The organism is Dehalococcoides sp. UCH007 (genome assembly GCF_001010485.1).
Classification (GTDB): Bacteria; Chloroflexota; Dehalococcoidia; order Dehalococcoidales; family Dehalococcoidaceae; genus Dehalococcoides; species Dehalococcoides mccartyi_A.
Genome location: NZ_AP014722.1, coordinates 160,484 through 186,938 on the forward strand (window position 1 = coordinate 160,484; position 26,455 = coordinate 186,938).

Annotated in this window: 29 protein-coding genes; 11 read left to right on the forward strand and 18 right to left on the reverse strand. The window is 43.5% G+C overall.

The window, feature by feature from the left end; genetic code table 11:
• The first annotated feature begins 3 nt into the window (after positions 1–3).
• Complete coding sequence (locus UCH007_RS00885; protein WP_046960795.1) at positions 4–540, forward strand: hypothetical protein; 537 nt, start codon at positions 4–6, stop codon at positions 538–540.
• Between the two features lie 64 nt (positions 541–604).
• Here UCH007_RS00885 and UCH007_RS00890 read toward each other — a convergent pair whose 3' ends face one another.
• The 4 genes from UCH007_RS00890 to UCH007_RS00905 form a co-directional block, all read right to left on the reverse strand.
• Positions 605–2,554: a heavy metal translocating P-type ATPase gene (locus UCH007_RS00890; protein ID WP_046960796.1), complete on the reverse strand. Its 1,950-nt coding sequence runs from the start codon at positions 2,552–2,554 to the stop codon at positions 605–607.
• A gap of 110 nt (positions 2,555–2,664) precedes the next feature.
• Complete coding sequence (locus UCH007_RS00895) at positions 2,665–3,027, reverse strand: ArsR/SmtB family transcription factor (RefSeq protein ID WP_046960797.1); 363 nt, start codon at positions 3,025–3,027, stop codon at positions 2,665–2,667.
• A 229-nt stretch (positions 3,028–3,256) separates the two neighbouring features.
• Positions 3,257–3,949, reverse strand: a complete 693-nt coding sequence (locus UCH007_RS00900) for a HoxN/HupN/NixA family nickel/cobalt transporter (RefSeq protein WP_046960798.1) — start codon at positions 3,947–3,949, stop codon at positions 3,257–3,259.
• Positions 3,950–3,962: 13 nt separating this feature from the next.
• Entirely contained in the window at positions 3,963–4,241 is a 279-nt protein-coding gene (locus UCH007_RS00905; RefSeq protein WP_046960799.1) for a metal-sensing transcriptional repressor, read from the reverse strand.
• A gap of 227 nt (positions 4,242–4,468) precedes the next feature.
• On the opposite strand from UCH007_RS00905, the gene UCH007_RS00910 reads away from it, so the two are divergent.
• From UCH007_RS00910 to UCH007_RS00940, 7 genes are all read left to right on the forward strand, one after another.
• On the forward strand, positions 4,469–5,074 hold the full coding sequence (locus UCH007_RS00910) for a hypothetical protein (RefSeq protein WP_046960800.1): 606 nt from the start codon (positions 4,469–4,471) through the stop codon (positions 5,072–5,074).
• 243 nt (positions 5,075–5,317) lie between these two features.
• Complete coding sequence (locus UCH007_RS00915; RefSeq protein WP_231854711.1) at positions 5,318–6,481, forward strand: DNA polymerase III subunit beta; 1,164 nt, start codon at positions 5,318–5,320, stop codon at positions 6,479–6,481.
• Positions 6,482–6,807: 326 nt separating this feature from the next.
• Positions 6,808–6,996 carry a hypothetical protein gene (locus UCH007_RS00920; RefSeq protein ID WP_046961512.1) on the forward strand — a complete coding sequence of 63 codons (189 nt, stop codon included), beginning with the start codon at positions 6,808–6,810 and terminating at the stop codon, positions 6,994–6,996.
• 69 nt (positions 6,997–7,065) lie between these two features.
• On the forward strand, positions 7,066–7,401 hold the full coding sequence (locus UCH007_RS00925; protein ID WP_046961513.1) for a hypothetical protein: 336 nt from the start codon (positions 7,066–7,068) through the stop codon (positions 7,399–7,401).
• Positions 7,402–7,470: 69 nt separating this feature from the next.
• Positions 7,471–7,953 (forward strand): hypothetical protein, encoded by a 483-nt coding sequence (locus UCH007_RS00930; RefSeq protein WP_046960802.1) that lies wholly within the window; start codon positions 7,471–7,473, stop codon positions 7,951–7,953.
• 55 nt (positions 7,954–8,008) lie between these two features.
• Positions 8,009–8,326, forward strand: coding sequence for a hypothetical protein (locus tag UCH007_RS00935; protein WP_046960803.1), 318 nt, complete (start codon positions 8,009–8,011; stop codon positions 8,324–8,326).
• A gap of 39 nt (positions 8,327–8,365) precedes the next feature.
• Positions 8,366–8,851 carry a hypothetical protein gene (locus UCH007_RS00940; RefSeq protein WP_046960804.1) on the forward strand — a complete coding sequence of 162 codons (486 nt, stop codon included), beginning with the start codon at positions 8,366–8,368 and terminating at the stop codon, positions 8,849–8,851.
• Between the two features lie 68 nt (positions 8,852–8,919).
• Here UCH007_RS00940 and UCH007_RS00945 read toward each other — a convergent pair whose 3' ends face one another.
• From UCH007_RS00945 to UCH007_RS01005, 13 genes are all read right to left on the reverse strand, one after another.
• On the reverse strand, positions 8,920–9,633 hold the full coding sequence (locus UCH007_RS00945) for a M48 family metallopeptidase (protein WP_046960805.1): 714 nt from the start codon (positions 9,631–9,633) through the stop codon (positions 8,920–8,922).
• Between the two features lies 1 nt (position 9,634).
• Positions 9,635–12,664, reverse strand: a complete 3,030-nt coding sequence (locus UCH007_RS00950; RefSeq protein WP_046960806.1) for a type I restriction endonuclease subunit R — start codon at positions 12,662–12,664, stop codon at positions 9,635–9,637.
• A gap of 22 nt (positions 12,665–12,686) precedes the next feature.
• A complete protein-coding gene (locus UCH007_RS00955) occupies positions 12,687–13,730 on the reverse strand; it encodes a PGN_0703 family putative restriction endonuclease (RefSeq protein ID WP_052753390.1) in 1,044 nt (347 codons plus the stop codon).
• A complete protein-coding gene (locus UCH007_RS00960; RefSeq protein ID WP_046960807.1) occupies positions 13,727–14,686 on the reverse strand; it encodes an endonuclease NucS domain-containing protein in 960 nt (319 codons plus the stop codon). Before UCH007_RS00960 ends, UCH007_RS00955 begins: the two co-directional genes overlap by 4 nt.
• Before the next feature lie 3 nt (positions 14,687–14,689).
• Entirely contained in the window at positions 14,690–15,961 is a 1,272-nt protein-coding gene (locus tag UCH007_RS00965) for a restriction endonuclease subunit S (protein WP_052753391.1), read from the reverse strand.
• Complete coding sequence (locus UCH007_RS00970) at positions 15,952–18,363, reverse strand: type I restriction-modification system subunit M (RefSeq protein WP_046960808.1); 2,412 nt, start codon at positions 18,361–18,363, stop codon at positions 15,952–15,954. The genes UCH007_RS00965 and UCH007_RS00970 overlap by 10 nt, the downstream gene beginning before the upstream one ends.
• 48 nt (positions 18,364–18,411) lie before the next feature.
• The gene (locus tag UCH007_RS00975) at positions 18,412–18,912 is read right to left on the reverse strand and encodes a TIR domain-containing protein (RefSeq protein ID WP_046960809.1); all 501 of its coding nucleotides are present in this window, start codon (positions 18,910–18,912) and stop codon (positions 18,412–18,414) included.
• Positions 18,913–18,933: 21 nt separating this feature from the next.
• Positions 18,934–19,515, reverse strand: coding sequence for a 7-cyano-7-deazaguanine synthase (locus UCH007_RS00980; protein ID WP_046960810.1), 582 nt, complete (start codon positions 19,513–19,515; stop codon positions 18,934–18,936).
• Positions 19,512–20,231, reverse strand: coding sequence for an 8-oxoguanine DNA glycosylase (locus UCH007_RS00985; RefSeq protein WP_046960811.1), 720 nt, complete (start codon positions 20,229–20,231; stop codon positions 19,512–19,514). The genes UCH007_RS00980 and UCH007_RS00985 overlap by 4 nt, the downstream gene beginning before the upstream one ends.
• 1 nt (position 20,232) lies before the next feature.
• Positions 20,233–21,252, reverse strand: coding sequence for a hypothetical protein (locus UCH007_RS00990; protein ID WP_046960812.1), 1,020 nt, complete (start codon positions 21,250–21,252; stop codon positions 20,233–20,235).
• Positions 21,253–21,313: 61 nt separating this feature from the next.
• Positions 21,314–22,645, reverse strand: a complete 1,332-nt coding sequence (locus tag UCH007_RS00995; RefSeq protein ID WP_046960813.1) for a TRAFs-binding domain-containing protein — start codon at positions 22,643–22,645, stop codon at positions 21,314–21,316.
• Positions 22,646–22,675: 30 nt separating this feature from the next.
• Positions 22,676–23,089, reverse strand: a complete 414-nt coding sequence (locus UCH007_RS01000) for a TIR domain-containing protein (RefSeq protein WP_046960814.1) — start codon at positions 23,087–23,089, stop codon at positions 22,676–22,678.
• Positions 23,090–23,122: 33 nt separating this feature from the next.
• Positions 23,123–23,362 (reverse strand): MarR family transcriptional regulator, encoded by a 240-nt coding sequence (locus UCH007_RS01005; protein ID WP_046960815.1) that lies wholly within the window; start codon positions 23,360–23,362, stop codon positions 23,123–23,125.
• Between the two features lie 124 nt (positions 23,363–23,486).
• Here UCH007_RS01005 and UCH007_RS01010 point away from each other — a divergent pair, with 124 nt between their 5' ends.
• From UCH007_RS01010 to UCH007_RS01020, 3 genes are read left to right on the forward strand one after another with little or no spacing between them, the layout of a single operon-like run.
• Positions 23,487–24,179 carry a hypothetical protein gene (locus tag UCH007_RS01010; RefSeq protein ID WP_052753392.1) on the forward strand — a complete coding sequence of 231 codons (693 nt, stop codon included), beginning with the start codon at positions 23,487–23,489 and terminating at the stop codon, positions 24,177–24,179.
• A 32-nt stretch (positions 24,180–24,211) separates the two neighbouring features.
• Positions 24,212–25,039 carry a DUF5677 domain-containing protein gene (locus UCH007_RS01015; RefSeq protein ID WP_046960816.1) on the forward strand — a complete coding sequence of 276 codons (828 nt, stop codon included), beginning with the start codon at positions 24,212–24,214 and terminating at the stop codon, positions 25,037–25,039.
• A 10-nt stretch (positions 25,040–25,049) separates the two neighbouring features.
• Entirely contained in the window at positions 25,050–25,457 is a 408-nt protein-coding gene (locus tag UCH007_RS01020; RefSeq protein ID WP_046960817.1) for a hypothetical protein, read from the forward strand.
• A gap of 168 nt (positions 25,458–25,625) precedes the next feature.
• On the opposite strand, the gene UCH007_RS01025 is transcribed toward UCH007_RS01020, so the two are convergent.
• The gene (locus tag UCH007_RS01025) at positions 25,626–26,222 is read right to left on the reverse strand and encodes a tetratricopeptide repeat protein (RefSeq protein WP_172644169.1); all 597 of its coding nucleotides are present in this window, start codon (positions 26,220–26,222) and stop codon (positions 25,626–25,628) included.
• Positions 26,223–26,455 lie beyond the last annotated feature (233 nt).

The following is a 26,455-nucleotide window of genomic DNA, read 5'->3' on the forward strand; positions in this document are numbered from 1 at the left end:
CCAATGGTAATTCGACTGGCACCCACCAGAGGAGGCTTCCTTCGGCCGTTTGGCTGCGGATGGTTTATCAGGGAGTATCTTCTGGGGAATGGTCCCGAAGGCTCAAGGAAAGTCGATCCCAAGCGAGGTGCTCCCCAGGCTGACATCAACTTTGAGTACAAAGAAGCTCTGGCCCGGGCTACAGCCAGGGAACGAGCCGAGAGAATCATCAGTAACATGGTGGTTAAACATGCTGATGTTACCGAAGCGGAAGCGGAGAAAATCTACCAGCGGGAATTGAAACGAGTCTCCCGCAAGTTTACCCACATGCGGTATCACTCGTTTCTGATGTACTTCGGAGTCCTAAAAAGGCTGGGTTGGGTTGAAGTCACTAGCCAAACCGAAGCTTCAACAATTCAGGATAACTATCCTTCAGCTCCGGAAAGAACATATTATCGTCTCACGAAGACAGGCGTACAAGCAGGCGATGAGCTTTGGTCCAACCCTCTATTTACACTGTACCCTGAGATCGGTCCTAGCCACATGAAGAAAACGGATTAGCAAATTACAACATGATATATCCGTCCGCGTAATTTTATCTTACCCTACTCTATGATTTAGTTTTTTATCTCATCGCTCTGGTAGCATTTAAAATGGCTAGCATTGCAACACCGACATCGGCAAAGACCGCCTCCCAGATTGTCGTTACTCCGGCTACACCTAACGCAATAAAAATTCCTTTTACCGCAAATGCCATTAAAATGTTCTGCCAGACAATAGTGCGGGTCCTCTTTGCGACCTCAATTGCTTGGGGCAACTTGGATGGAGCATCAGTCATAATCACTACGTCAGCCGTCTCAATGGCGGCGTCAGAACCGAGCCCACCCATTGCGACTCCGATATCCGCACGAGCTATCACCGGAGCATCATTGACACCGTCACCCACAAAGACAATTTTTCCTTTCTCCTGGGTAGTATTTTTCATCTTCTCCAGAGCTTGAACTTTATCCTCAGGTAACAAGCCAGCATAAAAGATGTCTATTCCCACCTGCTTGGTGACGGCAGCAGCCACTACCTGGCTATCCCCAGTTAGCATGGCTACCTGTTTCACGCCTAATCTCTTTAAAGAGATGACAGCTTCGGCGGCATCTTCTTTAACTTCATCCGCAATAGTAATATATCCTGCATATTTATTATCGGCAACCAGGTGGACCACTGTCCCTTCGACGCAACAATCATTATCATCATGTTCGATGTTCTGGCTATGGAGTAGTCGGTCGTTGCCAGCCATGATGATTTGTCCATTAACCTGCGCTCTTATGCCATTACCCGGAATTTCTTGGTAATCTCTGACTATTGAAGGGTCCACCTTTTTACTGTAGGCTTCAAGGATAGATTGGGCTATCGGGTGGTTAGAGTGTACTTCTGCTTCCGCAGCCAAGCGCAGCAGTTGGTCCTGGCTGAATCCATTTCGAGTAACCACCTTGGTAACTTTGAACACGCCTTTGGTCAAGGTGCCCGTCTTATCGAAGACAACAGTTTTCACCGCTGTGAGAGCATCGAGGTAGGTGGATCCTTTAATTAATATTCCTTTGCGAGAAGCTCCGCCGATGCCCCCGAAATAACCCAATGGAATGCTGATAACAAGCGCACAAGGACAAGAGATTACCAGCAAAATAAGAGCACGGTATATCCACTCTGAAAAGGTGGCTCCCTGAATAAAAAGCGGTGGGACAACAGCTACAAGCAGTGCACCGAATACAACCACAGGTGTGTAGTATCTGGTAAAGGTGGTGATAAACTTCTCCGTGGGCGCTTTCCTCGCTGCCGCGTTCTCTACAAGCTCTAATATTCGGGCTATTGACGATTCGCTAAATAGTTTGGTCACCTTAATGGTGAGCAAGCCGGTCTTGCTTATCATTCCGGCCAGTACCTGCTCGCCGGGTTTTGCGCTTCTGGGGACTGATTCACCAGTCAACGCTGAAGTATCCAGTAATGTCTGACCTTCGATAATTTCCCCATCCAAAGGAATCTTCTCACCGGGTTTAACGATAATGATATCCCCCACCTTCACTTGGTCGGGGGATACTTTTTCCAGCCCTTTATCAGTCTTCAAGTTAGCATAATCAGGGCGTACGTCAAGCAGGGTTCTTACCGACCGGCGAGAACGGCTTACAGAGAGCTCTTGCACAAATTCACCCGTCTTGTAGAATAGCATCACGGCAACAGCTTCGGGAAGCTGGTGGATTGCTATGGCGCCGACGGTAGCCACAGTCATCAAGAAATTTTCATCGAAAACCTTTCCATGTGTAAAATTGCGCAAAGCAGTCCATACCACCCGCCAGCCCACCAACAAATAAGCGGTTAATAGCACCGCATATTCAGCCATGCTGTAGGGTGTATTATGGAGTGCGCCATTAAAGACCATTCCCAGAATAAAGAGTAGTAAGGCACTACCAATGAAGGATAGCTCTTTCGGAATGTTGAACTCTTCTTCAGCGCATCTATGGCAGTAACCGGATACGCCGTGCTCGCAAGTCTTTGCTTGTTCATCGACTACGGGTTGAGTGGTCATTAATCCTTCCTCTCTCTGTATTCCCCTGCATTACTTACCTACGAGACAACCTATACTTAATAACCTTGTTCAAGACTTATCTTATAAATCGGTAAGGGAGATAAAACACACTAAGGATGCTTCGTGTGTTCCAGGCATATTTCTAAAAGTTGGCGGATATGGTTATCGTTCAGCGAATAGTACATCATCCGGCCTTGTTTCCGTTGCTTGACCAGACGGAGCGTTCGTAGTATTCGAAGGTGCTGGGATATAGCCGATTCAGAGATCCCAACGACACAGGCGATATCGCATACACAGAGTTCCTGATTCAGCAAGGAATGCAGGATTTTAGCCCGGTTAGAATCTGCTAAAGCTCCGAAAGTCTCAGACAGAACGGTAAATGCCTCATCGGGTGGTAGTCCCTTTTTCGCCTTTAACACCTTTTCTTCGTCAACCGCCCATACCTCGCACTTGTCTTCAGCCTTTACCATCATAATTAACCTCTTAACATCTGCGTAGTCGCTAATATATTATTGCATCTTTTCAACATGCACGTCAATCTTAACGAACTTGGTCTACATGAGATTCTAATCAGCCACGGGTCATAGACTGAAGGCTAACTCAAATATTCGAGTCCCGTCTACTGGACAGTACCGCCCATTGATGTCACCTTTTGAGTAAACGGGACTCTTGGAGACTTCTTTCAGAGCCATAGATCGCTTTCTACAATAAAATTATCAAGATAGCCATTATAACGAGAATTGCAGCACTAATCTTCGGTACGTATTTTTCAAATCGTGCGAGTTTAGGCTGGAACATTTTATAAATTTTTACGCCAAGTATAGTTACTACCATAAGCCCGATCAAAACTGATACTGCGTAGGACATCATAAGTACCCATGCGTTAAGCCCACTTGCTACTAAAGCGAGTAAGGCAATTTCTTCTTCATGAGCAAAACCAAGAATAAAAGCAAACGAAGCTAATCCTAAGAGACTCAGCACAACTGCTGGTCCATGCTTATGCTTATGGGTATGCGGAGCTTGTCCCGGGTGCTCATGTTCGTGTTCATGTTCGATTTCTGTAGCATCCGGATGAGTATGACCGTGCTGATTTTTAAGATCGTCGAACTTTTCCATGTATAACCTGACAGCTAAAATTAACAACAGACCTGCAGCGACATATTTTAACCATGGTGCGTCAAAGTTTAACCACTTTTGTAGCAAAACGTACGCGACAACGACCGCTATCGACGACACAAGATGACCTAGTCCAATGACTAACGAACTGACAGTAGCACTAAAGACAGGATTCTTTCTTTTCATCGCGTACAGTACAGCAACCGGCCAACCATGCCCTGGCTCAAAGCCGTGTAAAAGACCCAATAATATTACGCCAATGTATGTTGGATTAAACATTTTTCCGCCTTACTCACATTACATATTTACCAAGAGCTTCTTTTAAATTCTCCCATTCCTTTTCCGGAGCGTTTGCCTTGGTTGCTTGATACAGACAGGATTCCATGTGATCTTCAAGGACCAACCTGGAGGCTTTAGTAATCGCTGACTTAACAGCTGCTAATTGAATCAGTATCTCAGGACAGGGTCGCTCTTCCTCAAGCATAGATTTGATAGCTCGGATATGCCCTTCAATTCTTGAAAGACGATTAATAACAGATCTAGTTTGCTTGTGAGTGTGTTTCTTACTCATAATATCCCCCCTAGGGGGATATTATTGCATAAAAAGCTTGATTATTCAACTGCTCTCGCTTCCGGGGGGAGGGGCGATAAAACAGCTAGTTCTTGAAATTTTACCTTATGTATTTTTGTTGGAAAATGAAGCTAAACAGACACAAAACACGAAGCACATTAACAACAGAATACAGAGGACAAAGACCTTGACCTGAACGCTTGCCCGAATGAAAAGGGGGTTTAAGCGTGGTAACAACTTTATGCTGTCCGCAAGATGACAATCCCCTATCCTATGACCGACTTAACGGCGAATGGGCACAATGGTTTCGCACCGCCCAAAGGTTTGAACACAAAGTGCCTGCACAGGATAGGGGGGACATCAGACATAGTATCATACTGGAACTGGCAATGGCGAGGGCTAGAGACGGCGATAAGCCGTTCAGTGAAGCGATGATGTGCCGTGTTGCAAGCTGTGTGGTAGCTCTCTACTGGCGGAAGCAATACAGGCTCACCAATGGGCTTGATTGCGGAAGCTGTAGCCAGAAGCAAAGGCAAAAATGCCGTTCAGAGGACTTATACCGTCAGTGCCAAAAAGCTATCAAGATAGAAAGCCTGTCAAAACCGATAACTGATAATGAAGGGAACGTAACCGAACTTGGGGACACGATAGCCGATGACAAGGCGATTGATGTTGGAGCTTGGCTTGACGCCCGAACTTTCCTTCTCAGTTGCCCGAACAGGTTACTCCAGATAGCCCATAAGATGAGGAACGGCGATACTCTGGGCAAGACGGATAGACAATACCTCTGGAGATTTAGAAAACGGGAGCAAAATACTTTACTGGCAATGTAGACGTTGGACACCTTCTTACCAATATATATAGTGGGAGCACCGATAATGCCAGCGAGTTGCGGATTATCGGTAGCTTACTACTAGACGAAGCCGATAGCCTTGCCCACTGTCGGATAGTCAATAGGGGGTGTTCAAATAGAACAATTGAATATTGAGGGCAAGCGTTCAGGTGAGGGCTTTTGTGCTCACAAGGCGATACTGGTAAACGCTCTATCAAGGGCACTAGCCGAAAGGGTAGTGCTTATGGACTTCACGATAGGGCGTAAAGGCTTTCTTACCTACATTAAGTCATTGGGCGGGAGTAATGTCGTTAAAGTCGTTCCCTCGTCTAACGGCGATGCCAGCGGGTTGCGGGTTGCCGATAAAAGACTGAAGGTGGTTTGCGGAGCTAATACCAGTTACCTTGACGATATGGCTTGGGTAGGTGAGAAAACACCTCTAACACTCTGCGATGTCAGGGTAAGCCCTTCAAATACCGTCAAGCCTAACCTCGGAGCACTGGAGCTATCGGAAGCACTATCAAGGGTCGTGCCGTTTACCGCTAAAGAGGATAACAGACCTGTCTTACAGTGTGTCCTCTTCAAGGTAGCAGACGGCAAGCTCACGATGGTAAGCGCCGATGGTTACAGGCTTGCGATGGTGAAGCTGGATTTTGACGGCGATGAGGGGCAAGTCCTGATAAATCGGGATGAGCTAAGGGGTGTAATCAGTGCCCTGCGAAGGGCATACAGGGTGAGGGTAGGCTTTGAGAAAAGCGGGGAAAGCCTTGACGGAATGAGCCTAGTGCTGGACACGGAGCTAATCCGCTATAAATGGCGGGGGGCTGATGGGAACTTTCCCGAATACGAGAAGCTCATACCCGCCGACTTCAATACCTTTGTTAGTTTTGATACTAACGAGGCAATCAGGGCGGTAAGCTCACTCAAAGTCCTGTCCGATAGCAAGGCATACCCGATAGACCTCACAATCGGCAATGGCAAGCTCACAATGTCCAGTCCCGATGATAAGGGAATGGCAGAGATACCCGCCGATACACAGGGCGAAGGCAAGATAAGATTGGATGGCAGTTACCTTGCTGACGCCTTAAGAGCTTGTGGCGGGATGGTAGAGCTTAAGCTGGTCAATAGCCAGTCTCCAATGCTCTTTACCTCTCCAGACTATGAGCTTGTGGTAATGCCGATGTTTGCTGGTGAAAGCCAGACGCCAAAAAGTGAGGCACAGACCGCCGAGCCAGTCAAGGTAGAAACCGAACCCGCCGAGGACACCGAACCAACCGAGCCAGAAGCCGAGATGGTAAGTGAAGCCGAGAAAGCCAACGCTGTAGCCGAAGCCGAAGCAATCACTAAAGCGGATAAGCCGAAGCACAAGGCAAAACGCAAGGCAAAAGAACCAGTCGCCGTAGCATAAAGCCTGAACTGAACGCTTGAACTCACAAAACAGCCAACGCAGGAAAGCGGGGGAGACCCCGCTTTTTTGCTTTTTTAGGGGTATTCGTTTCCCCAATGCGTGGGAACGGATACCCCTTTTTTTGTGGCAAACAGGGCAGGGAGCACCGATGCCCGATGGCAGAGGCAGACCTCGATAGACGTAAGCCCTCGATGGCAGGGACAGCACCGGCGGTTGCGTACTTTTGGAAGTCCTCAGGGACAGTTGCACAGTACGAACCACAACCAAAGAGAGTAGGCGCTCCCAGGTGTTCACTCGTAATTCATACAGAAAGGAGGAAGCCGACTATGGCGGATACGGACACTATTTTTGTCCTCAGCAAGGTAGATGTCATTGATTGCGCCAGGGAGATGGGTATCCCTGAAGAAGCGATAACCGATGACATACTCGCACAGGTCAAGAAAGGCGTGGAATGGGGACTGGAGTGCTGGTCTGATGTCGTCAAGGAAGCCATCAATATGGCTTTCAAGAGCTAGACCATCCCACTCCTACCCATTCTTGCAGGGGTACCTATGCCCAAAAAACTGAAAAAAGGAGGTCAACCTATGCCTATCAAATGGAATGCGCTGATGGTAAGCGAGGCTATGGATATGGTCGAGGAATACGTAAATCAAGCCATCGAGCCGATGGAGCAGGCGAAGCTTGTAGCTGCCGAGGCCAGAAAAATCCCCAATCTGCCGGGCTACATCGACCAGCACCTGGTACGCCTTATCAGTGAAATCGAACGGATTACTGGCGGGGTAATGTCCTGGAACCAGCAGCCTTATTCGGGTAATGTCCGCGCAGCGATAACCTCTGTCCGTGAGTCTATACCCAGTGGGACGATAGATTCGGAACGGCAGAAGGCGAACAGCGGCAGACAGCTAAGTCTGGTGAGCTGATAGAGCTTGCGAGACCAGTAATTGAAGGGGTTACTATGCCCAAAATCTGAACAGAAAGGAGTAAGAAATATGGCAACAGGTCAGATGGACTTGTTTGGCGGAGTAAAGCTTGCCGAACCAGAGCCGACTACTACAGTTAAGCTGGGACGGAAAGCTGTCCAGATACCACTTCGCAAGAAACGGCGGGAAGCCGTCAATCGCCTGATGGAGATACTGGAAAAGTTAGAAGGGAAGGACATCTGCATCGGCTCTTACGATGCCGGCGGACGCCACTTCTGGCTGGATAACCTTAAGCTCCAACGGCTTCAACTGGAATGGCATCCTATCAGGCTAAAGAGCGACCAGAACTATATCCCCGGGGTCATTGTGCTCTGGGGGAGTAAATCGGCAGCCGTCAGGATATTCACCGACTACCTCGTAGCGGTGCGTGAGCAGGAATATCAGGGATACTGGCATTATCTGCTGGATTTCCATAACGGTTTCTGGCAAAGCCCGATTGACAACTTCAGGTCACACTATGCCTGCCTGCACATAACCAGATTCAAGGACTAGAAGTCAAAATCTCAATTATTGAAGGGGTAACTATACCCTAAAAAGGAGAAAAATAATGAATACACTATTCGTAATCAATGCCGCTTTCAATACTGGTCAGATTGTCGCTTCAAGAGGCGTTTTCGACCTAGCGTGTGAGAACATCGACTTTGCACACTTCATCCAGAAGTCCCTCAATCGCCACGTAAAGGGTGACTGGGGTGATGTGGATGACGAGGATAAACAGACCAATGACCAGGCATTGAGGCAGGACACTCGCCTGCTATCGGCCTACAACGATGACCGCTTTCCCCAAAACAGCGTGGCCACCATCTGGATAATCACCGAGGCCGACCGGAGCTCAACCACCATCCTATTCCCCGACGAATACTAGACCTGTATCCACGAAATACAAATATTAAGGAGGAAAACTTTGTCTAAAAATATCAACTCGATGATAGACGACCTAGTAGGTACGTTAACCGATCCTATCATTGTTTACCCAGGTGGCTGGGGAGATAGTCTTCCCGAATGGCTAAAGAACGCCATCACCTTGGAGAGGTTGACTGAGAATATGAAAACCTCAAAGGGAGAGCAACCAACTGGTACCGATGCCGAAGTCTGTGCTTATCTCAATACTGCTTCACTGACGGTGCCAATAGATAGCGACTGGAGCCAGATTTATCTTTACGTCGCGGGTAAAACCTATACTCGATGGCGTAAGGGTGAAATGCCAAAGGATATCAAGATTGATTCTCTCACAGAACAACAGATGGCAGATTTGAACCGACTTAAAGAATGGCTCTATCTCCGGCGTACTACAGCCAGACAGGAGCTAGAACGGGCGGAAAGACGCCAGCAGAAAGAAGAGGAGGTAGCCAAGAATAAAGTAGAAAGGCCAGCGTTGTTTGAATTCTAAATAAAGTTAGGAGGTATATCTTATGGGGTCGGATGTAATCCGGCCCCTTTTTTTTGTTCCCAAACTAGTTAATAGTCCCATTCCTGGTGACTGAGAGGGCTACGGTTCAATTCTTCTTTAAGCGATTTCCACATGGGGAGGAAGTTATCCATGTGGAAAGTAAATTTTTCTCCATGTTTTCTTTCCAGTAAATGAACCATCTCATGCACCACAACATATTCGATACAGGACCTGGGCTTCTTAGCGAGTTCCAAATTAAGCCAGATTCTCCCCGCTTTGCGATTGCAGCTACCCCATTTGGTTTTCATTTTCTTGATCCCAAAATCCCGAACATTGACATTCAACGTTCTTTCCCACGTATGAATATACGCTGGAACGATCTCCTTCATTCTCTGACGATACCATTCGTCAAGTATAGTCTCTCTTTTTTCCGTTGAGGTATCGGGACGAATCTGCATTTCAATAACGCTATGTTTAAGGGTAATCTTAGGAGCCGCTTCAATATCTAGAATTTCCAGCAGATATCTTTTACCCAAGTAATAATGACTCTCACGGTTTATATAATCCCGGGCTGGCTCTCTTGCTTGCTCATTAAGTTTGGTTTGTTGCTTTCTTATCCAACCGAGTTTTGAGATGGCGTATATTCGTATTGTATCCAAATCTAGACGCAATGGAGCGGAGATACGTACTTTCCCGGATGGTGGGTAAACGCTTAGATGTACGTTCTTAATGTCTTTATAAGTAACGTCGATTTTTAAGTCACCAAGGGTTATGTGAGGCACTTCAATACTCGCTTTGTTGTTTAATAATCGCAAACAGTCTTTCTACTTCGGTTTGGTCTTTGAGGATCTCATTGAGAGCGTGTTTGATCTCATTTTCTTTTGGAGTATTGCCACGCCAATCAGCTTTCTTAACCTTTTTAACTGCCATATCTAGTTTGATGGCTAATGCTTCGTTTTTACCCGTGTTGTTAAACAAAGCTCTTTGCGCGGCTGTTTGTATTCCAGCAGGTAAATCGTCCCTGGTGGTTTGGGTTACCTTTTTAGATAAATCAGCGATTTTTCTCAGATATTCCTCGTAGCTTATAGCATTAGCTTTGCGCTCTTTTATGATCTCATCCAGTAGCTTAGACATTTCTTCAAAATACGCCGGATCAATCAAGTGCTCTTTGATGATCTTCTTCCGGACATTGTTGATTATTGCCTCTGCCACAGCTTCTTTATTATTTTTTATTCCTGGCGGTAAACTGGTAATAGCGGCAGCAATCCCGGAATTAACAATAATATCCAGCAGCGACATGTTAGCGAACGGCGATATGGTCCGCGGAATCTCAGCTTGAATATAGGTATCAATTAAGTGCCGCATATCGGCTTCATAGGTTTTCATATCCAGGGTCTCGCCGGAGGCATTCTTGATTTCCTCTCTAAGATTGAGATAGAAGTCCACTTTCTTCTTAATATCGGCGATCTCCGCTTGAGAGTACCCTGCCTCTTCTAACTCAGCCGCAATGTTGGCATAAGCCCGAATCAAAGCCACCGTATCTTTGTAGAGAAAAGTCCTTCTGGTTTCGGTACTCTTCAGTTCGTCCTCATTTTCCGGATTACCACAGAAGTATCGTATATAGGCCATCTGGTCTCTAGGCGGTTCCACCGGCTCACATAGTAGGGCTATTTCCTCAAGGGCTTTATCCAGACGCTCCTTGCCCTTTTCCAGCCTATCCTTTAGTAATACGTCGACTTCTTCTTGTCCGAAGGTATCATAGTCCAGTTCAGAAGTGTAAACCGCAACTGCATTTTCCACCTTTTTAAACAGGTCTTTGTAATCAACGATATAACCAAATTGTTTGTCTTCGCTATCCAACCGGTTGACCCGGCAAATAGCTTGAAATAGTGCATGATCCTGCATGCTTTTATCGATGTATAGATAGGAACAGGGGGGTGCGTCAAATCCTACCAGTAGTTTATCCACAACAACCAGCAGTTTCATATTGGCCGGTTCTTTTATGAACTTTGCCTTTGCTTCGTCTTCGTATTTTTCCGTGGATTTGGTGCCAAGCAATGCTTTGTAAAGGTTATAGATGAATTCCCTCTCGGTTTCTGTTCCGGCGCCAGTGTCTTCTGTTGTGATGTCCTTGGGCGCAGGATTATACGAGGTCACAATAGCACACTTGTCCTTCAGTTCTGTTTTTTGAAACAGCTCAAAATACCGACAAGCTTCATAGATACTGGAAGCTACCAAAATTGCATTACCTAAACCGGAGCTCAAACGAGGCTTCACATTGAAATCAAAAATAATATCGCTTACCACTTTCTCCAAGCGAGAGCGAGAACTCAGTACTTTTTGCATCGTTCCCCATTGTCTCTTTAGTTCCGATTTTTGAAAATCATTTAAGCCTTTAGTTTTTGCTTCGAACCATTCGTCAATTTTTTGTATAGAAGTCAATTTCTGATCGATATCCCGAGCTTCATATACCAGGTCCAGCACTACGCCGTCTTCAACCCCTTCATTAAACTTATAAGTGTGGATATATTTGCCGAAAACCTCCAGGCTTGTTTGCTTGTCTTGCTTCAGTAATGGTGTACCCGTGAAGCCGATGAATACGGCAGTCTTGAGTAGGGCTTTCATGACTCTGTGAAGTTTGCCTGATTGGGTACGGTGACACTCATCCACGAAAATGAACAATTCACCTACAGTCTGGGCGGGATTGTCTTCCAGTTCCTTAATGAATTCATTGAAGTTGTCCACGTCTTTTCGGCCAAATTTGTGGACCAGTGAACAGAGCATGCGTGGCTTTGCTTTTCCCAGTTGCTCCATTAAATCCTTACCGGAGGTAGTCCGCACCATCTGTTCACCAGCGTCTTTGAAGACTCTCTCTATCTGCTTATCCAGTTCATCGCGGTCAGTGACAACGACCACGCGTGCATGAGGATTATTTTCCAATATCCATTTTGCCAACCACACCATAACCAGGCTTTTGCCGCTGCCCTGGGTATGCCAGATAATACCGCCTTCAATTCTTTTTACGTGCTCCTGGGCAGCTTTCACGCCAAAATACTGGTGCGTACGACAAAGCTTTTTGATGCCACCGTCAAACAGAGTGAAATCATAGATTATTTCAAGGAAGCGTTGCTTCTCGCATAATTTCAACAGGTACTTGTCGAGCAGGTTTGTAACATCACTATCCTCTTTCCACTGTAGAAAATATTTTTCGGGCGTGCCGATCGTGCCGTAACGCAATCCCTGGGTGTCATTGCCGGCAAAAACCCATTGTATTGTGCTGAAAAATGACTGGATAAACTCTTTCTGCTGGTTGACGATGTTCTGACGGATGCCATCACCAATGGATATGATGCTGCGTTTCAATTCCAGAACACCAAGGGCAATACCATTAACAAATAACACTATGTCCGGTCGCTTGTCATGCTGGCCGCTGATGGTAACTTCCTCTGCGATGGCAAATTCGTTTTTTAATGGGTGCTTCCAGTCAATCAGATGCACCGTCTCAAAATTATCTCCGGCTTCCGCCTTAACTTTCACTCCATAACGGAGCAAGTCATGCACCTTTTTATTGGCTGCGTATAGTCCATCACTTAAGTCTTTTGCCGCCACGGAGAGTTCATAAATGGCTTTATTGATCAGAATATCGGAGTAACCCCGCTTTTCCTTCAGATACATACGCAGAATAGGCTCCTCAATATTGCTGTTATTAGGGCGAGTTTCCCAATTACCCAGATAGGTATATCCCAGTTGTTCACTGAAAAGCTGGACCACTCGATCCTGGGTAATTTTTTCAATATCTCCGACTTCGCTCATCTTAGCCCCTCATTATTTGAACTTAAATAGATGGATTTTGCAGGTTATATAATTCTCTATACCAGGTTGCCCACTTATTGAGTTTCGCATCACCTAAGCTCTCTGCCGCTTTGATGACGTTTTTCGACGTGAACACTGAAAACTTCGGATTATCTGCAATCAAGTTCTTGTAGTCGTTTATCGTGTTATCCAGGTAAATATTTAACGGGTGCCGTACTACAGAAAAATAAACATGTTTATATGGCTGCGCTTGTTCTTCCAGGCTGAGAGCCAGCAGTTGATTCCGCCAAAGTTGATTTGTACCACCTCGGAAAGGACATTGACCATATTTATTATGGTTGGGGAAAAAGGCTTGATGCCGTTCAGTGATATCCCAATATCTGAAATGGCGGATATCGTGGTAATAACAGTAGCTCTTGTTCCCCAATATCTCTGAAAAGTTCTTAGAACAATTATGTTGAGGCTTTCTCCCATTACTCGTAAAACCGTGACATTCGGTGAATTCTTGTTCCGTCAGTTTGTGTTCGATCAACCATAAGCATAATTCGTGCTTTTTATTGAAATAAGCAATAGCGATATCAGAATCCGTACCATAGAGTTTAGTATGGTCACCTAATAACCCAGCCCCTTCTCTTGGTCCCCAAAACTCAATTTGAAATCCATGATCCAATTCTCCAGCCGCCAGTTCGTGGAAATCGTCCGGCTTTATTAGTCTCAATACGTCATTTGCCCTCGGGTGTAAAAGCACAGGTAGGAAGAGGTTAGCGTTCGCTGCTTGCGAGCTCGCCATATGATTAAAATGCTGGTGTAATTTGAAGTAGAATTTTTCATGATGTTTTTTCAGTGCATCAACAACTTCCGGGTAAATAACCGGATAATCTTTCTTTACGGATTCGGGAAGGATAGCATCATAAGGTATCTTTCTTCCCAAATGATTATAAAAACCTTCTTCTTTAGTGACATGATCCCATTTCCAATCGATGAGGTGTAAATACATCTCCTCTTGAAACGGGTTCAGGACACTAGGAAGTGTATATTGGTTTCCGTTTTTATCTAGTATCCTCATTTCTTCTTCCCTGTGCCATTCATATCACTTTTATACAGTTTAAAACTCACCTGATACCTGTAAAACTCGATATTCGGGGCAACCGACAACGCTCTTCTTATCCTGATATCGTCTTCCAAGGCAACAATAACACCCTTTACTGTTTGACTCTCTTCAGCTAATTCTTGCTGTACGTACCCCATATATCTTTGAACTTGGCCAACCACATGGTCGCTGGCTCTACCTTTTTTCAATTCAACAACCAATAATTCCTTTTTATCCTTGCTGATTGCCAGAATATCAATCGGGCCCGTATCGCTCGGGTATTGCTGGCCAACGAGCTCGCCATCCTCTTCGTAAATATTATATTTCTTACCAAACTCGGTTTGCTTCCAGTTCTGAATAAGGAATTCTTCAAGGTGCTCCTCAAGTGCGAATGTTGAAGGATCCTCAATGGTATCATCAGTTGCTATTATCGTAGGGGGTACATTCCCAGAAATCAGTTTTTCAATCTCTTCAGCAAATTTTGTAATGGTACTAACTGTGCCAATCGAACCGGTAGAATACTGCAGGGCTTTACTCATAGCAGTTCTTTCAATCAAGTTTGGATACCAGCGAACAACTCTACGATGAGGGAGAACATCGCCAGAATGATAACTGTAATTCTCAACAACCTCACCTACCATATAGCTACCCGAGCCATTGGGGCACAACACGATATCCCCATTCTTGATGCCTTTGGCAACAGTCCATAAAGCCCCACAGGCCAGACCGGCAGAAACCTTTGTTTTATCTGGATGGTCCTTCAGGTAAATTGGTATAAATTCTCGGTTGAAGAGCCTCCAATCGTCCGGCAGCTTTTCCGTTAAGTCGAGGTTAATCTCAAAATCAGCGCCGATAAAATTACCTTTTTGGCAGACTTCGGCATAACGGCTTTTTCTTCCCAGCATGATTCTAAAGTAATTTTTCGTAGCCATAACCTATACCAGCCTTTTCTTACCTGTTAATAGTTCCTGTGCCATGCCCTGCTTAATCAATTTATACTTTGCAATCTTACCCTCTAATCCCTCTATCTCGTTGTCCAGATCGCTTAGGGCTTGAGCAACTAATGATTGCTCTTCCTTAGTAGGAGGTAGCAATAATTGAACATTGGCAATGTTGGTTTTACTTATTCCGGTTACTTTTGTACCAACTGCATAAAACTTAAATTGCCTCTTTACGTTATTAGTTTTAAAACAATATCGTTTGTACAGATTTACCAAAGAATCATCTTTGCTTTTTAATACAATGGTATGTAATCCAGAAATATAAGGGATTTTATTTTGATTCTTAATCACAAGATGTTTACTGGCTCCCTCATCATCTTCTGAAGCATCAACAAACACAACGTCTCCGTCATTCAGGAGAGATTTTGGGTTTATAGATTTTATATTGACTTTTAATTTAGGAATTTTTAAATACTCTTCTCCTACATCAATATAACTCTTGTTTGAGCCATGTATATCGCCGTAATGCAAATAACAATAACCCTCATCAGAGAGCTTGTCTCTTGAAGCTGATATTCCTCCACTGATTGAAAATATATCGCCGATAGTCTTCGTTTCCCACTCCCCACTGAACCCCGCCAGCCTTTTCTTGCCGGAGAGAAGTAGCTGCATTGCACCCTGCTTGAGGTCTTTCTTCTTGGCGATTAACTTTTCCGTGTTAGCAATGAGGTCATCAGCATCAGACAAGGCTTCAGCGATGGCGATTCGCTCATCCTTCGTAATTGGGAAAGGAACCAAAAAGGACCTAATATCTTTGTTAGTTATTTGGTTAATGGTTGCGCCAATATTACGTTGGATTTGCCGTTTAATAATATTTGAGTTAAATAAGTGAAAGATGAAACTCGAATCATCGGTACGATACACCGACATGAAAGCACCAAATGTGTATCCTGCAGAATCCTCATCAATTAACGCACTTTTACCGATCAAAGGGCGGCTTCCGTTCCTGACACATACTAAGATGTCTCCCGGCTTTGTATATAATTTATCTTGCACCTTGACGTCTACAAAAACGTTATCGTCGAATTTTAGGCCGTTATCTCCAATGTTTGAAGACCGTAAAACTAACAATCCATATTCTCTGACATCTTCAGGCTTATAGGTTAATCCAATCGTTGGTTCACCAATTTCTCCAAGAGCCTTAACATCCCAATCAGAAGGGATTCCACCGATTTCTGTCTGCTTATAACCTGCTTTTATTTCCATGTGAATCCCATTTTAGACAGGTGAGAATTCACTTTTTGCTCCAAGTCTGCCACCTGTGTATTCAATAGCGGTAAGGTGTTTTCATATCGCTCCGCTAGCTCGGTAATGCGCCCGGTCAACAGCTGGCTTACCCTTTGGATTTCAGATTGTACATCCTGCGCAAGCTTGGTAAGCCATTTATCTTCCACAACCAGTGTCTTAATTTCATCAATGGTCAGAACCTTGCATTTCTCCAGCAGTTTCTTTTCCAGCGCTGCTTGTGCTTCTTTAATTTTTCTATTACTCTCGGTTTCCTGTTCTAGAAGCTTGAGAAACTCTTTCAACATCTTAAGCTCATCGGCAGAATCCGGATCATCTTTAATGTCCTTGATACGTTTCTGGAGGTCGGCTTTAACAACTTTCCCCTTGTCGTTAATTACTTCGCTCAACAAGCCATCTTCCCCACCATGCTCCTCAACCATTTCTTCCATCTGCCTGGTGATTTGATCGCGGTCAGTTTCCAGCTTTTCAATAGCTTTTTGTTCTGCATCGAAGTAGCGGCTAATCAATAGTTTCTTGGGAATAAGACGCCCTTCCCAAACGTTTTTCTTCTTCGGGTCTTTATCTATTTCCCTGCCGGCTTCCCAACCGTCAGCCACCAGTTCATACACGTCATCCTGCATCGTTTCCATCCAGTAGGTCAATAGATGCTGGTAAACATCGTATTTGTCAATCAAGCTTAAGCCGGAAAATGCCTGGAGCAAGTCCTCCGCCAGTACAGGGATGAGTTTTTTCGGTTTATCGCCTACGGCAATAGCTTTCAACTTAGGGTTGTTTTTAACTCTCCAGTTCATAAATGAACTCTGCGCTTTTTCAGCAAAGGCAATGAACTCCTGGTGCGAGTAAATAGCTGTCTTTATCTTTTCACGTTCAATAGCCAGCTTACTGTAATTTGGCCTTTTACCCTGGCTGAACAATGTCTTTTTAAGAGATGGACACACATCCCAATATTCTTTTAAAGCTTCGACATCAGCGTTTGGAATATCGCCCAATAGATGGGCTTCGATATCCTGAATATCATCCGATTCTTGACTATCGATATACCTCGGGATGTTGAGATTAAACTCGTTCTTCTCAATTTCAGCAAATGAAACCATGCGGCTGTATTTTTCTATCTGGGTTTGCTTATTGAAAACATCTACAATCTTATGGATATCCTGTTCGCGGAGCCGGTTCTTATTACCGTCTTTAACAAAGCCTTTGGAAGCGTCAATCATAAAAATGCCCTTGCGGTTTTCGGCATTTTCCTTGTCCAGTACGATTATGCAGGCAGGAATACCTGTTCCATAAAATAGATTCGGAGGCAACCCGATAATGCCCTTGATATACCCCCGAAGGATAATATTTTCCCTGATTTCTGCTTCAGCGTTACCGCGGAAAAGGACTCCATGAGGTAGAATAATCGTACCCTTGCCTTTACTCTTCAGCGACCCGATGATGTGTAACAAGAAAGCATAATCGCCATTCTTCTTTGGCGGTACGCCAAAGCTCGTGAATCGGCCGTATGGATCCGATACCGTCCCGGCTTGAACTGCAAAGCCATTGGTCCAGGACTTATAGGAGAAGGGAGGATTCGCTACCACGAAATCAAATCTCCGAAGTTTGCCATCATCCAGCCATTCTGGATTGGAAAGTGTACTTTTTCCTTTGGCTATCTCGGCAGTAGCGTTTCTATGGATTACCATGTTCATTCTCGCCAAACCGGCGGTGGCCACGTCCATTTCCTGACCATAGATAGTCAAGCCATTTTCAGTTTCATCTGCAACTTTCAATAGCAATGAACCGGAACCGCAGGTGGGGTCATAAACCGTTGTGGAAGGAAGCGCGTTTGCTTTTACGCCGATGATTTTCGCCATGATACGGCTGACTTCTGCCGGCGTATAAAAATTCCCTTTGCTCTTACCGCTTTCCGTAGCGAAAAGACGCATCAGGTACTCATAGGCATCTCCCAGGATATCATCACCCTCAGCTCGGTTCTTGCTGAAGTCAAGAGCGGGGTTTTCGAAGATAGTGATTAGGTTAGAAAGGCGGTCGACCATATCCTTACCGCTGCCGAGTTTATCCGGATTGTTGAAGTCCGGCATCTCGGAGAGCTGATTAGCTTCAGCGATAGGTCCAATGATTTTCTTGTTTATATCATCGCCTATGGCTGGTTTGCCCTTTAAAGCAACCATATCCTTGAAGCTTGAGCCTTTGGGTACTGTTATCTGGGCATACGGAACGCCGGCATACTTATCCGAGATGTATTTGATGAAAAGTAGAACCAGAACGTAGTCTTTATACTGCGAGGCATCCATACCACCGCGAAGCTCATCACAGCTCTTCCAGATGGAACTATATAATTCAGATTTCTTTATCGCCATTACTGAGTCTCCAATTATATCTATAAAATAAAAAGCATTACTTTTGATTTACTGCGCTGCTTTCTCTACTGCTTTACTAATCTCCTTCTGATCCCAGGGTATCGGCTTGATACCCAACTCTTTAATAGACGGCGGTAAATTCTTTGGGGGAGTGTCTCCTTTATGCATTACAACCACACCTTTACCAAGTTTTACGCTCTCCCTGATTTCCCAATCTACCCATTTGCTTTTCGCGGTATTTTCGGTAATATAACAAATTGTCACGGAACATTGTCTTAAACGTTCCCTAATACCCCTTTTGATATACTCAGCATTATTACTATCGAAAGGCTCTTTAAGTGACCAATCGTTAAACTCCAGATTTGAGTTATCATTCTTCGCCTGTCCGCGTAGAAGGTTTACTTCATTCAAATCTTCTTCTACAAAGCTGATAAATACATTCCGTTTTTGTGGCTGTGCTCCCTCCCTTATCGAGGTTTTAGCCACCTCTTCCAACGCTCTTAATTCATCATTCCCAAGATTGCGGCTTCTACCACTAGAGCCTCCCATCTTTATATCCTCCTTGGTAACTCAGTCAATATATTGCCTGCAAGCGATACATGATCCGCAAGTAGGTAGAGTGCCCGAATGGCAAGAATAAGTCCCCTCGATTCCCTTCTTTTTCGCCATAGCTAATACGTCGTGCTTATTCAAATTCATAAGGGGAGTAATTATTCGGATATCACGCTCTAAGGCTACATTTATTGTGCTTTGGGCTTTTTCAACAAAATCTTTAGTTTGGTCAGGGAATATGTGAGTTTCTTCTGAAAGTAATCCTATAGCAACCGCATTTGCATTCTTAGAATATGCATAGGAACAAGCTGCTAATAAAAATAATAAATTCCGCCCAGGCAAAAAAGCATCTTCATTAACTCGTAGGGATTTACTCGTAAGACCGGATGGTATTGTTTTGCCATAACCAGCGAGATCCATTCTTATCGGTGAAGGTAAACCGAATTGTTTATGAACATAAATACATGCTTCCCACTCACGCTCAATGCAAAGTTGTCCATAATCAATAAACAACGGAAAAAGTGTGATTCCTTCCTCTTTGGCCAATATGGACATCAACGTTGAATCTAAACCACCTGAAACAAGAGTAACCATACTCATAACACTACCTCTCGCTGGAAAACTCTCATTGTGACCCAAATCGCAGTATCAAAATACGCAAGGTTGGTGCCTAATTTGTTAGCGTATGACCGCAAATATCCTTCGATTTCTTGATATTTAGTAAGAGTAGAAACAGCTTGCGTTTTAACGTTGATTATGCCTACTAAAAACATATAGCGCAGAACATGAACATCTAAAATTGCTAGTCTGTCTGTGAATCCTATATTACGTAAAAATAAACTTGATTGTTTGGGCCCGATCCCAACTGAAGATTGCATGATTTTAATACGCATTTCACTCGGATCTCGTGTAGAGTTCAAAATCCACTTAATAGAGCAATTATCAGCATAAATGGATTCAGCGCTTCTTCTAATATGGCTGGCTCTTAATCTAGGATATCGATATTTGAAATAGCTATTGGATGCACCAACGACCAATGGTATCGGTTGAGTTAAAGATTCAACTATACGGCCCTCAAATTGTAATCCATCCTGACGGCAATCGTTTATATCTAATAAATTATTATTGATCAGGTGATTTGTAGCTGATTGGGCTTGTTCGAATGGGACCTTACTACCGAGGATGCATGAAACCAGCTCGTACCATAAACACTCTTCACTTTCCTGGATATCCTTCCCCTGTTTATTCTTATCGATAGCTTGATAAACTTTCAGAGCGGTACGTTCAAGTTGTTGGGAAACTAATTTATCCACCATATTACACCTTCGCCATTCTTTCCTTAAGAATTACTAGTATTTCCTGTTTAAAATATCGCTGCACTAAATCATCCATTTTCCCTGAACTGAGGCAATCCTGTATGGTACTCATCCAGACCCTATAGAACCTCAAATTATGAGCCAGGGTTATTTGAGTGTACGGTATGTCAAGAGAATCGAATTCCCCTTGCTTGCCAAACAAATCTCGCTGATGGAAATGATAGAGTAGGGCGTTCTCGTAATTTACGGTTGTTTGACACCATTCAAGACCATCAAAACTGTCCGCACCGAACATAGAATATAGCAAGATTGATAAAGGATTACCCGTACCTAACAAATGGAGAGGGTAATATAAGCCCTGTTCATTTAAAGTTTTCCTTATTTTGGCAATGGTAATTGCTCGTGCGATTATACCGTCCCCCAATTCCCTTTCGGGTACGGCTACCATCATTGGATTGAGCCTTTTAGCCACGATGGCAGAGACTTCTGGCAATCTCTCACTTTGTGCATGAATAATTGGTATCACCGTACCCTTGCTGGCTTTAGACTGGTCTTTAACAACACCATTTTCTATTTCATCCGCTAGATCATTTACCGTCCTATTTCGGATGGATTGGATCCTTTTATCGAAATGAAAAGCTAAACCATAATCGCAAGATTTTAAACACGACCAATATTTTTGCCTCCTCCAAGAAGGATCCCTAATCCAATAGCTCTCATAATTTCCGCTGTCTATCAGCACTGCTATCCCGGATTGAACTGACTCTTTGAGAATATTTTTAACAATCTTGGTTTCTCGTTTACTACTATTGTGCAAATCGTAAGCCGAAAGCAAAAATAACGGGTGTCTTACTGCGCTCAGGACTCTAAGATATTCCAATAAATTTAGATTAGTTTTTACAGATGAAATCGATGGGAAAAAACAGGGGAGAGGTAGTGAAACCCCACTCACAGTTAAGGCTGACTTTCTGAAGTCAAGGCCTAACTTTTTGTTTGTATCCAAGTTTTCACTTTCCACCATAATTTAAGTCCTCGATTACCTACCACCCCTTAGTCTTACAGTGACGAATACCCAATTCAATCTACTTTTTCTCGGCACATTTAATGAGACTTTCTTCTATTTCTTTAAGCCAAGGCTGGATTTCACCTCTTCGCTCACGAGCTTCTCTAATTAGTCCTACATTACGTGCTGTTGTTTTTGGCTCCCAAATTTCACGAACGGATGCCAAAGCATCACATAAGGACTTCGTTGCCCCTTCTTGATTATCACTTAATATAGCTAATTCCATACGCGTAGCATAATCCCAATAGTCTGGCTTTCCTTGGGCAATCCGTCTTTCGACTGAATATTGCACAACTGGCAACAGTTGAAATCTGCGATCGTCTGGAGGTTCGCGAATCTCCATAAGAGTTACTGCATTTATCCCCGGATATGCATCACGCCAATCTGCTTCAAAACCTTGATGGTAAGCATCAATCGCTTTATCTAATAATCCTTTTGCTACCAGGTTATTACCATCTTTAACGGCTTTTTCCCATCGGTCTTTGTAAATCCGGCCTAATAGCCCGTATGTTTCGCTACTAGGACCTCGTTCGGTTAACAAAGCTTCTAGGATATTCTGTGCATTTTCATCTTTCCCTGCTCTGTTCAATGCAAGGGCCAATTGTTCACGAATCATTACGGTTGCGGCAAGCGGGGGTGACATTTTTTCGACTAGTGAGATCATGCTTTCCCAATCTTCCACCGCTCTATATGACAGAAACAAATCTACTACGATACCTGCCTCAACATTGCTAATCAAACCAATATCTTTTTCAATATTCTGGACTTCTTTTTTGCCTTGTTTTCTGGCTACAGCAAGTTTATTTTTCATTTTGACCGAATAGTCAACACTATCACGAAAAACATCAGTTTTTAAGCGGCTTATGTCAGGAGGATTTAAATCGGATACTAACTGGAACACAGGACTATCCGCACGAGCACCTCTCGCTTCGTGTAATCGTGTCACAAGCTGCCGCTTATTCTCATCGACGTTAGATGGTTGCCCATCTTTTAGTTGATAAGGTAATCCTCGAACTGGAGCTACATCAAAAGGGAGCCGACTGCCTTCTGCAAAAATCAATACCGTGCTCCATGGCCTTAATCCGTGACGTACACCTAGCTCATAAAAAACATTAGCGTTTGCCGTTGTTAGGTCGGCAACCGCATACTCACACAAAATAAGACGCTCAAACATTGGTTTGTGTATTATTCCACCAACTAACTCCTCGTCAGCACGTAAGGGCTGTAATTCTGCTTCATTTATTGCAGGCGCTATCAAATTGTTATAAACTGCGTCAAAATCAATCATGTGTCGTGAACCATTACGTTTCTTGCCGAACGGCATCAAGACAAAACATATGGGACGCTCCATGTCTTTCCCTCCATTCAGTACCTTGATCTCTTAGATCGACAATTCTTTTATGGCGTTAATAATTGACTCAGTGTTCCAACCTACTAGAACATCGACATTTTCAGAAACGACTGATGATACATTTGTTTGTGCCCAAGGTTTCACCCCAACCATTGGCTTAGGATTCAAAAACCCCTTTTTGGCTGCTTGGATTTCTTTGTTAATCCACTTGCTGTAAGTGGAATATACTCCCGCCATTATCAATATCGCATTGCAGGGGCGCATTTTATTAAGGATTGCCTCGTATAGCTCTCTGTCAGTTCCAGATGTATGCACAGGATCATCCTGAGGTATCGAATAATCAATGTAAAAAAAGGATGGATAATTGTCTAATAATTTCTTTAGTTTTTCATAGGCATCAGAGTAAGACCACGAATGACTTATAAAAATATGATAAGTCTTCAACCTTTGCCTCCTAAAATATAGATTCTAAATAGTTTATTTATTTCGGTTTCTTTTTACTTTATCTTTGGGGTTATTGAAGTAAATACGAGCTGGACCGACCTTACGACAATATACATCTTCTCGTTCTTCTAACACTTTTAGAACTCCGGCCATGTACTGCCGGTTGGTCTTCAATCTAACAGCCAATTCCTTTATACTGAGTCCTGGTTCTTTTTCTAGTATATCGGTGATTTGACTTGCAAAATCTTGCCTGTCGGTCCCGTTAGTTATCATAAGCTAATATCCTTGTATTAACATTAGTGATTGCATTATACTACTGGCATGGCCGAAATAAAAGCCTTTTTACTAGATAGTTAAAACGTAATTGCCTCTCATACTACATTCGGGGAGTTAGAGAATGACAATGATAGAACAAATAATGGATAAACTTAGCCGATTACGCCCGGTGTTTCACTCGGAGGCAGATTTCCAACATTCTCTTGCATGGCAGTTTCACCTAGAAAATAGTAACTTAAAAACTCGACTAGAATACCCAATATCTCCAGAGCAAGAAAAAGATGAGGATTTAGACATCTTGCTGTTCAATGGTAAAAGAGAAATTGCTATCGAAATAAAGTACAAGACTGCACCGTTTTTTGCACCTATTGATGGGGAATTATTCCTGTTGAAAAACCAAGGAGCGCAAGATCAAGGCCGGTACGATTTCTTAAAAGATGTCCAACGGCTTGAGAGATATCTCACCGATAAACCAAATTCGTTAGGTTACGCTATATTCCTTACCAACGATAGCTCTTACTGGAGCCCATCAAGAAATGAATCTACGGTATGCGATGAATTTAGGATAACCGAAGGTAGGAAGATTTCAGGAACACTAAATTGGGGATTAAATGCAGGGAAGGGCACTATTAGAAAGAGAGAGACACCGATTAATCTTAGACATACTTACGAATGTAAATGGCACGAATACTTGAACGTCGATAAACATGAGTATGTAAAAGGGAACACACGATTTAGGTATCTATTATTTGGTATTCACACACAGCCATTGGTCAATACATCAGCTCTAACCCGGGAAATTAAAACCGACTGAAGAATAATACCCGACTATTGTTTGGAGGGGCAATGCCTAAATTTAACATCGACGATTATCTGCCGGTTGAAACCTATAGAGACTGCTTATCTGCCTTTCATGCTATATCAGGTCTTATACTATTTGAGTTTGCGCGAGAAAATGCTAACACTAGAGATATTATTATTCGTAACTTTATCGCCAGATCAGACATGATGACTCGATCCGTATTCACTCTCTGGGATTTGCATGCTTATCAGGACTGTTGGATTATACATCGTTGTCTAATAGATCGTTTATTTCACCTGTGGCAACTACAACAAAGTGATGAATTTGAGGTCTTTGAAGCATGGTCATTTTTTGAACAATTTAAAGCTGTTAACCGGGTACGTAGCGATCCGGAATTCAGCGGTGCCTTAAATAGCAAGTTCTTTGAAATTACACCGGAGCAGAAGGTAAGAGCCAGTGCGATTCAGAAAAATCCCCCTATTTGGAGACGACCCAAAGCCGAAGATGCTGCAAAGGGCTTGGATATGGGCTTTTTATACCGATTCGGTTATGATTTTGCGTCTTCTCATATACACCCAATGGCGAACGATGGACAGCAGGATTTCTACACAATTACGAAATTAGAACCGGTTCCAGATTTCCCGGAACATCGTGTCGTCTTATCAAATTCGTTGCTCATTGCTACGATGCTTGTACAGCAAGGCCTCAACTCTAGCACCTTGTCCTGGCGCTCACTTGTTTATGATTTCTTCGATGACCTTAGGCGCATGCTCGGAACAGGATCAGAGGAATACAAAATTAGCTTCTTGAAGCTTGGCAAAATGATTGAACAGGGCATGAGATTATGCAAACAAACAACAAAAAAGAAGTGATTAAAATTAAATGAGTGAAATCTGTAATTTAACTGATGCTCAAAGTGCATGGGCAAAGCGAAGGAAGCAAGGATTAAATCCTTCTGATTTACATAGGCTTATCATCAAACAGAAAGGACGTTGCGCCTTATCCGGTGCACTTATGATATTCGATAAAGCTTATGGAAACCCCAATGTAAACAAGAAGGGATGCCATCCCTTATATGCAGCTATTGACCATGTCTCTCCCGGCAATAGGGAGTATGGGCATCAACTTGTTTGTTACGATCTTAATGATTTAAAAGGACATCTTCCCCGAAAGGTATTCATTGAGCTAAAAGACACTCCTGCTTGGAAAAATCTAATGCACCAGTGGAGGTCCCAATCTGAAAACAACCCTATGGATATCGCTGCTTTCAAGGCTTTATTGAAAGACTGATGCCAACTCATGAGCCATTATATTGATATTAACTTTTTAGATTGACGATCAACTCGAAGGTTTTGGTTCTGCGTATTGTACAGTACCGCCCACCATTCCATAAATAGCCTCAATAATAGTTCATTCTTGCCCCTCTATCCAAAAATCCTTTTCAGTTTGAGCCTGATTTTAGTTCGAGTCCAATACCGATTCATCCGTTCTCTTTACAATTAATCTGCTAACCAAGGCATAATTAGCAAAGGCAAAAATGTCATTGGGATTTAAAGCTAATGCCTGATTGAAATCACCCAGTGCTTTATCAAATTCACCTAGGGCAGCGAAAGCTTCACCTCTGCCATTATAGGCAGCTATGTCAATAAAACCCAATATCATAGCTAAACTATAATCGAATATGGCTTCCTGATAGTTGCCCTTTTCATGTTGGATAAGACCACGATTTGCGAAGAATACCGCAACATCGGGATCCAAATCAATAGCCTTGTTGATATCATCTAATGCCTCTTCAATCTTATCTAAAGCCCAAAAGGACAGCGCCCGGTTATTATAGGCAGCAGCTAGCTGGTTATCAATTTTGATCGCTGTATTAAAATCGTCAATAGCTTCTTCATGTTCAAGATTACTAGTATAAGCGATCCCACGGAAGTCATATAGTTGTGCGTTATTTGGATCCAGCGAAATAGCTTTACTTAAAGCATTGATAGCCAAATCATAACAGTGTTCTTCAAGAAAATATTTGCCGAGTTCCAAATTAATGTTCTTTTTCATCGTCCCCATCTCCATTCACAAAATATTATAGCCGATATTTCCCCTTGTTCCCGCCGGTACAATATTCGTGAAGTAAAAAGTGTAACAGAATAATATCGGCATGCTATAATCACTCGAGGAGATGGAGAAAATAAAAAATGACGCATAAAGATTCGGACGATACGAGGTGTGACCTAGAAGAAATGGTTAGATTCGCCCAAGCGCGGAGTGAATATAAAGTTCATTTACCACCC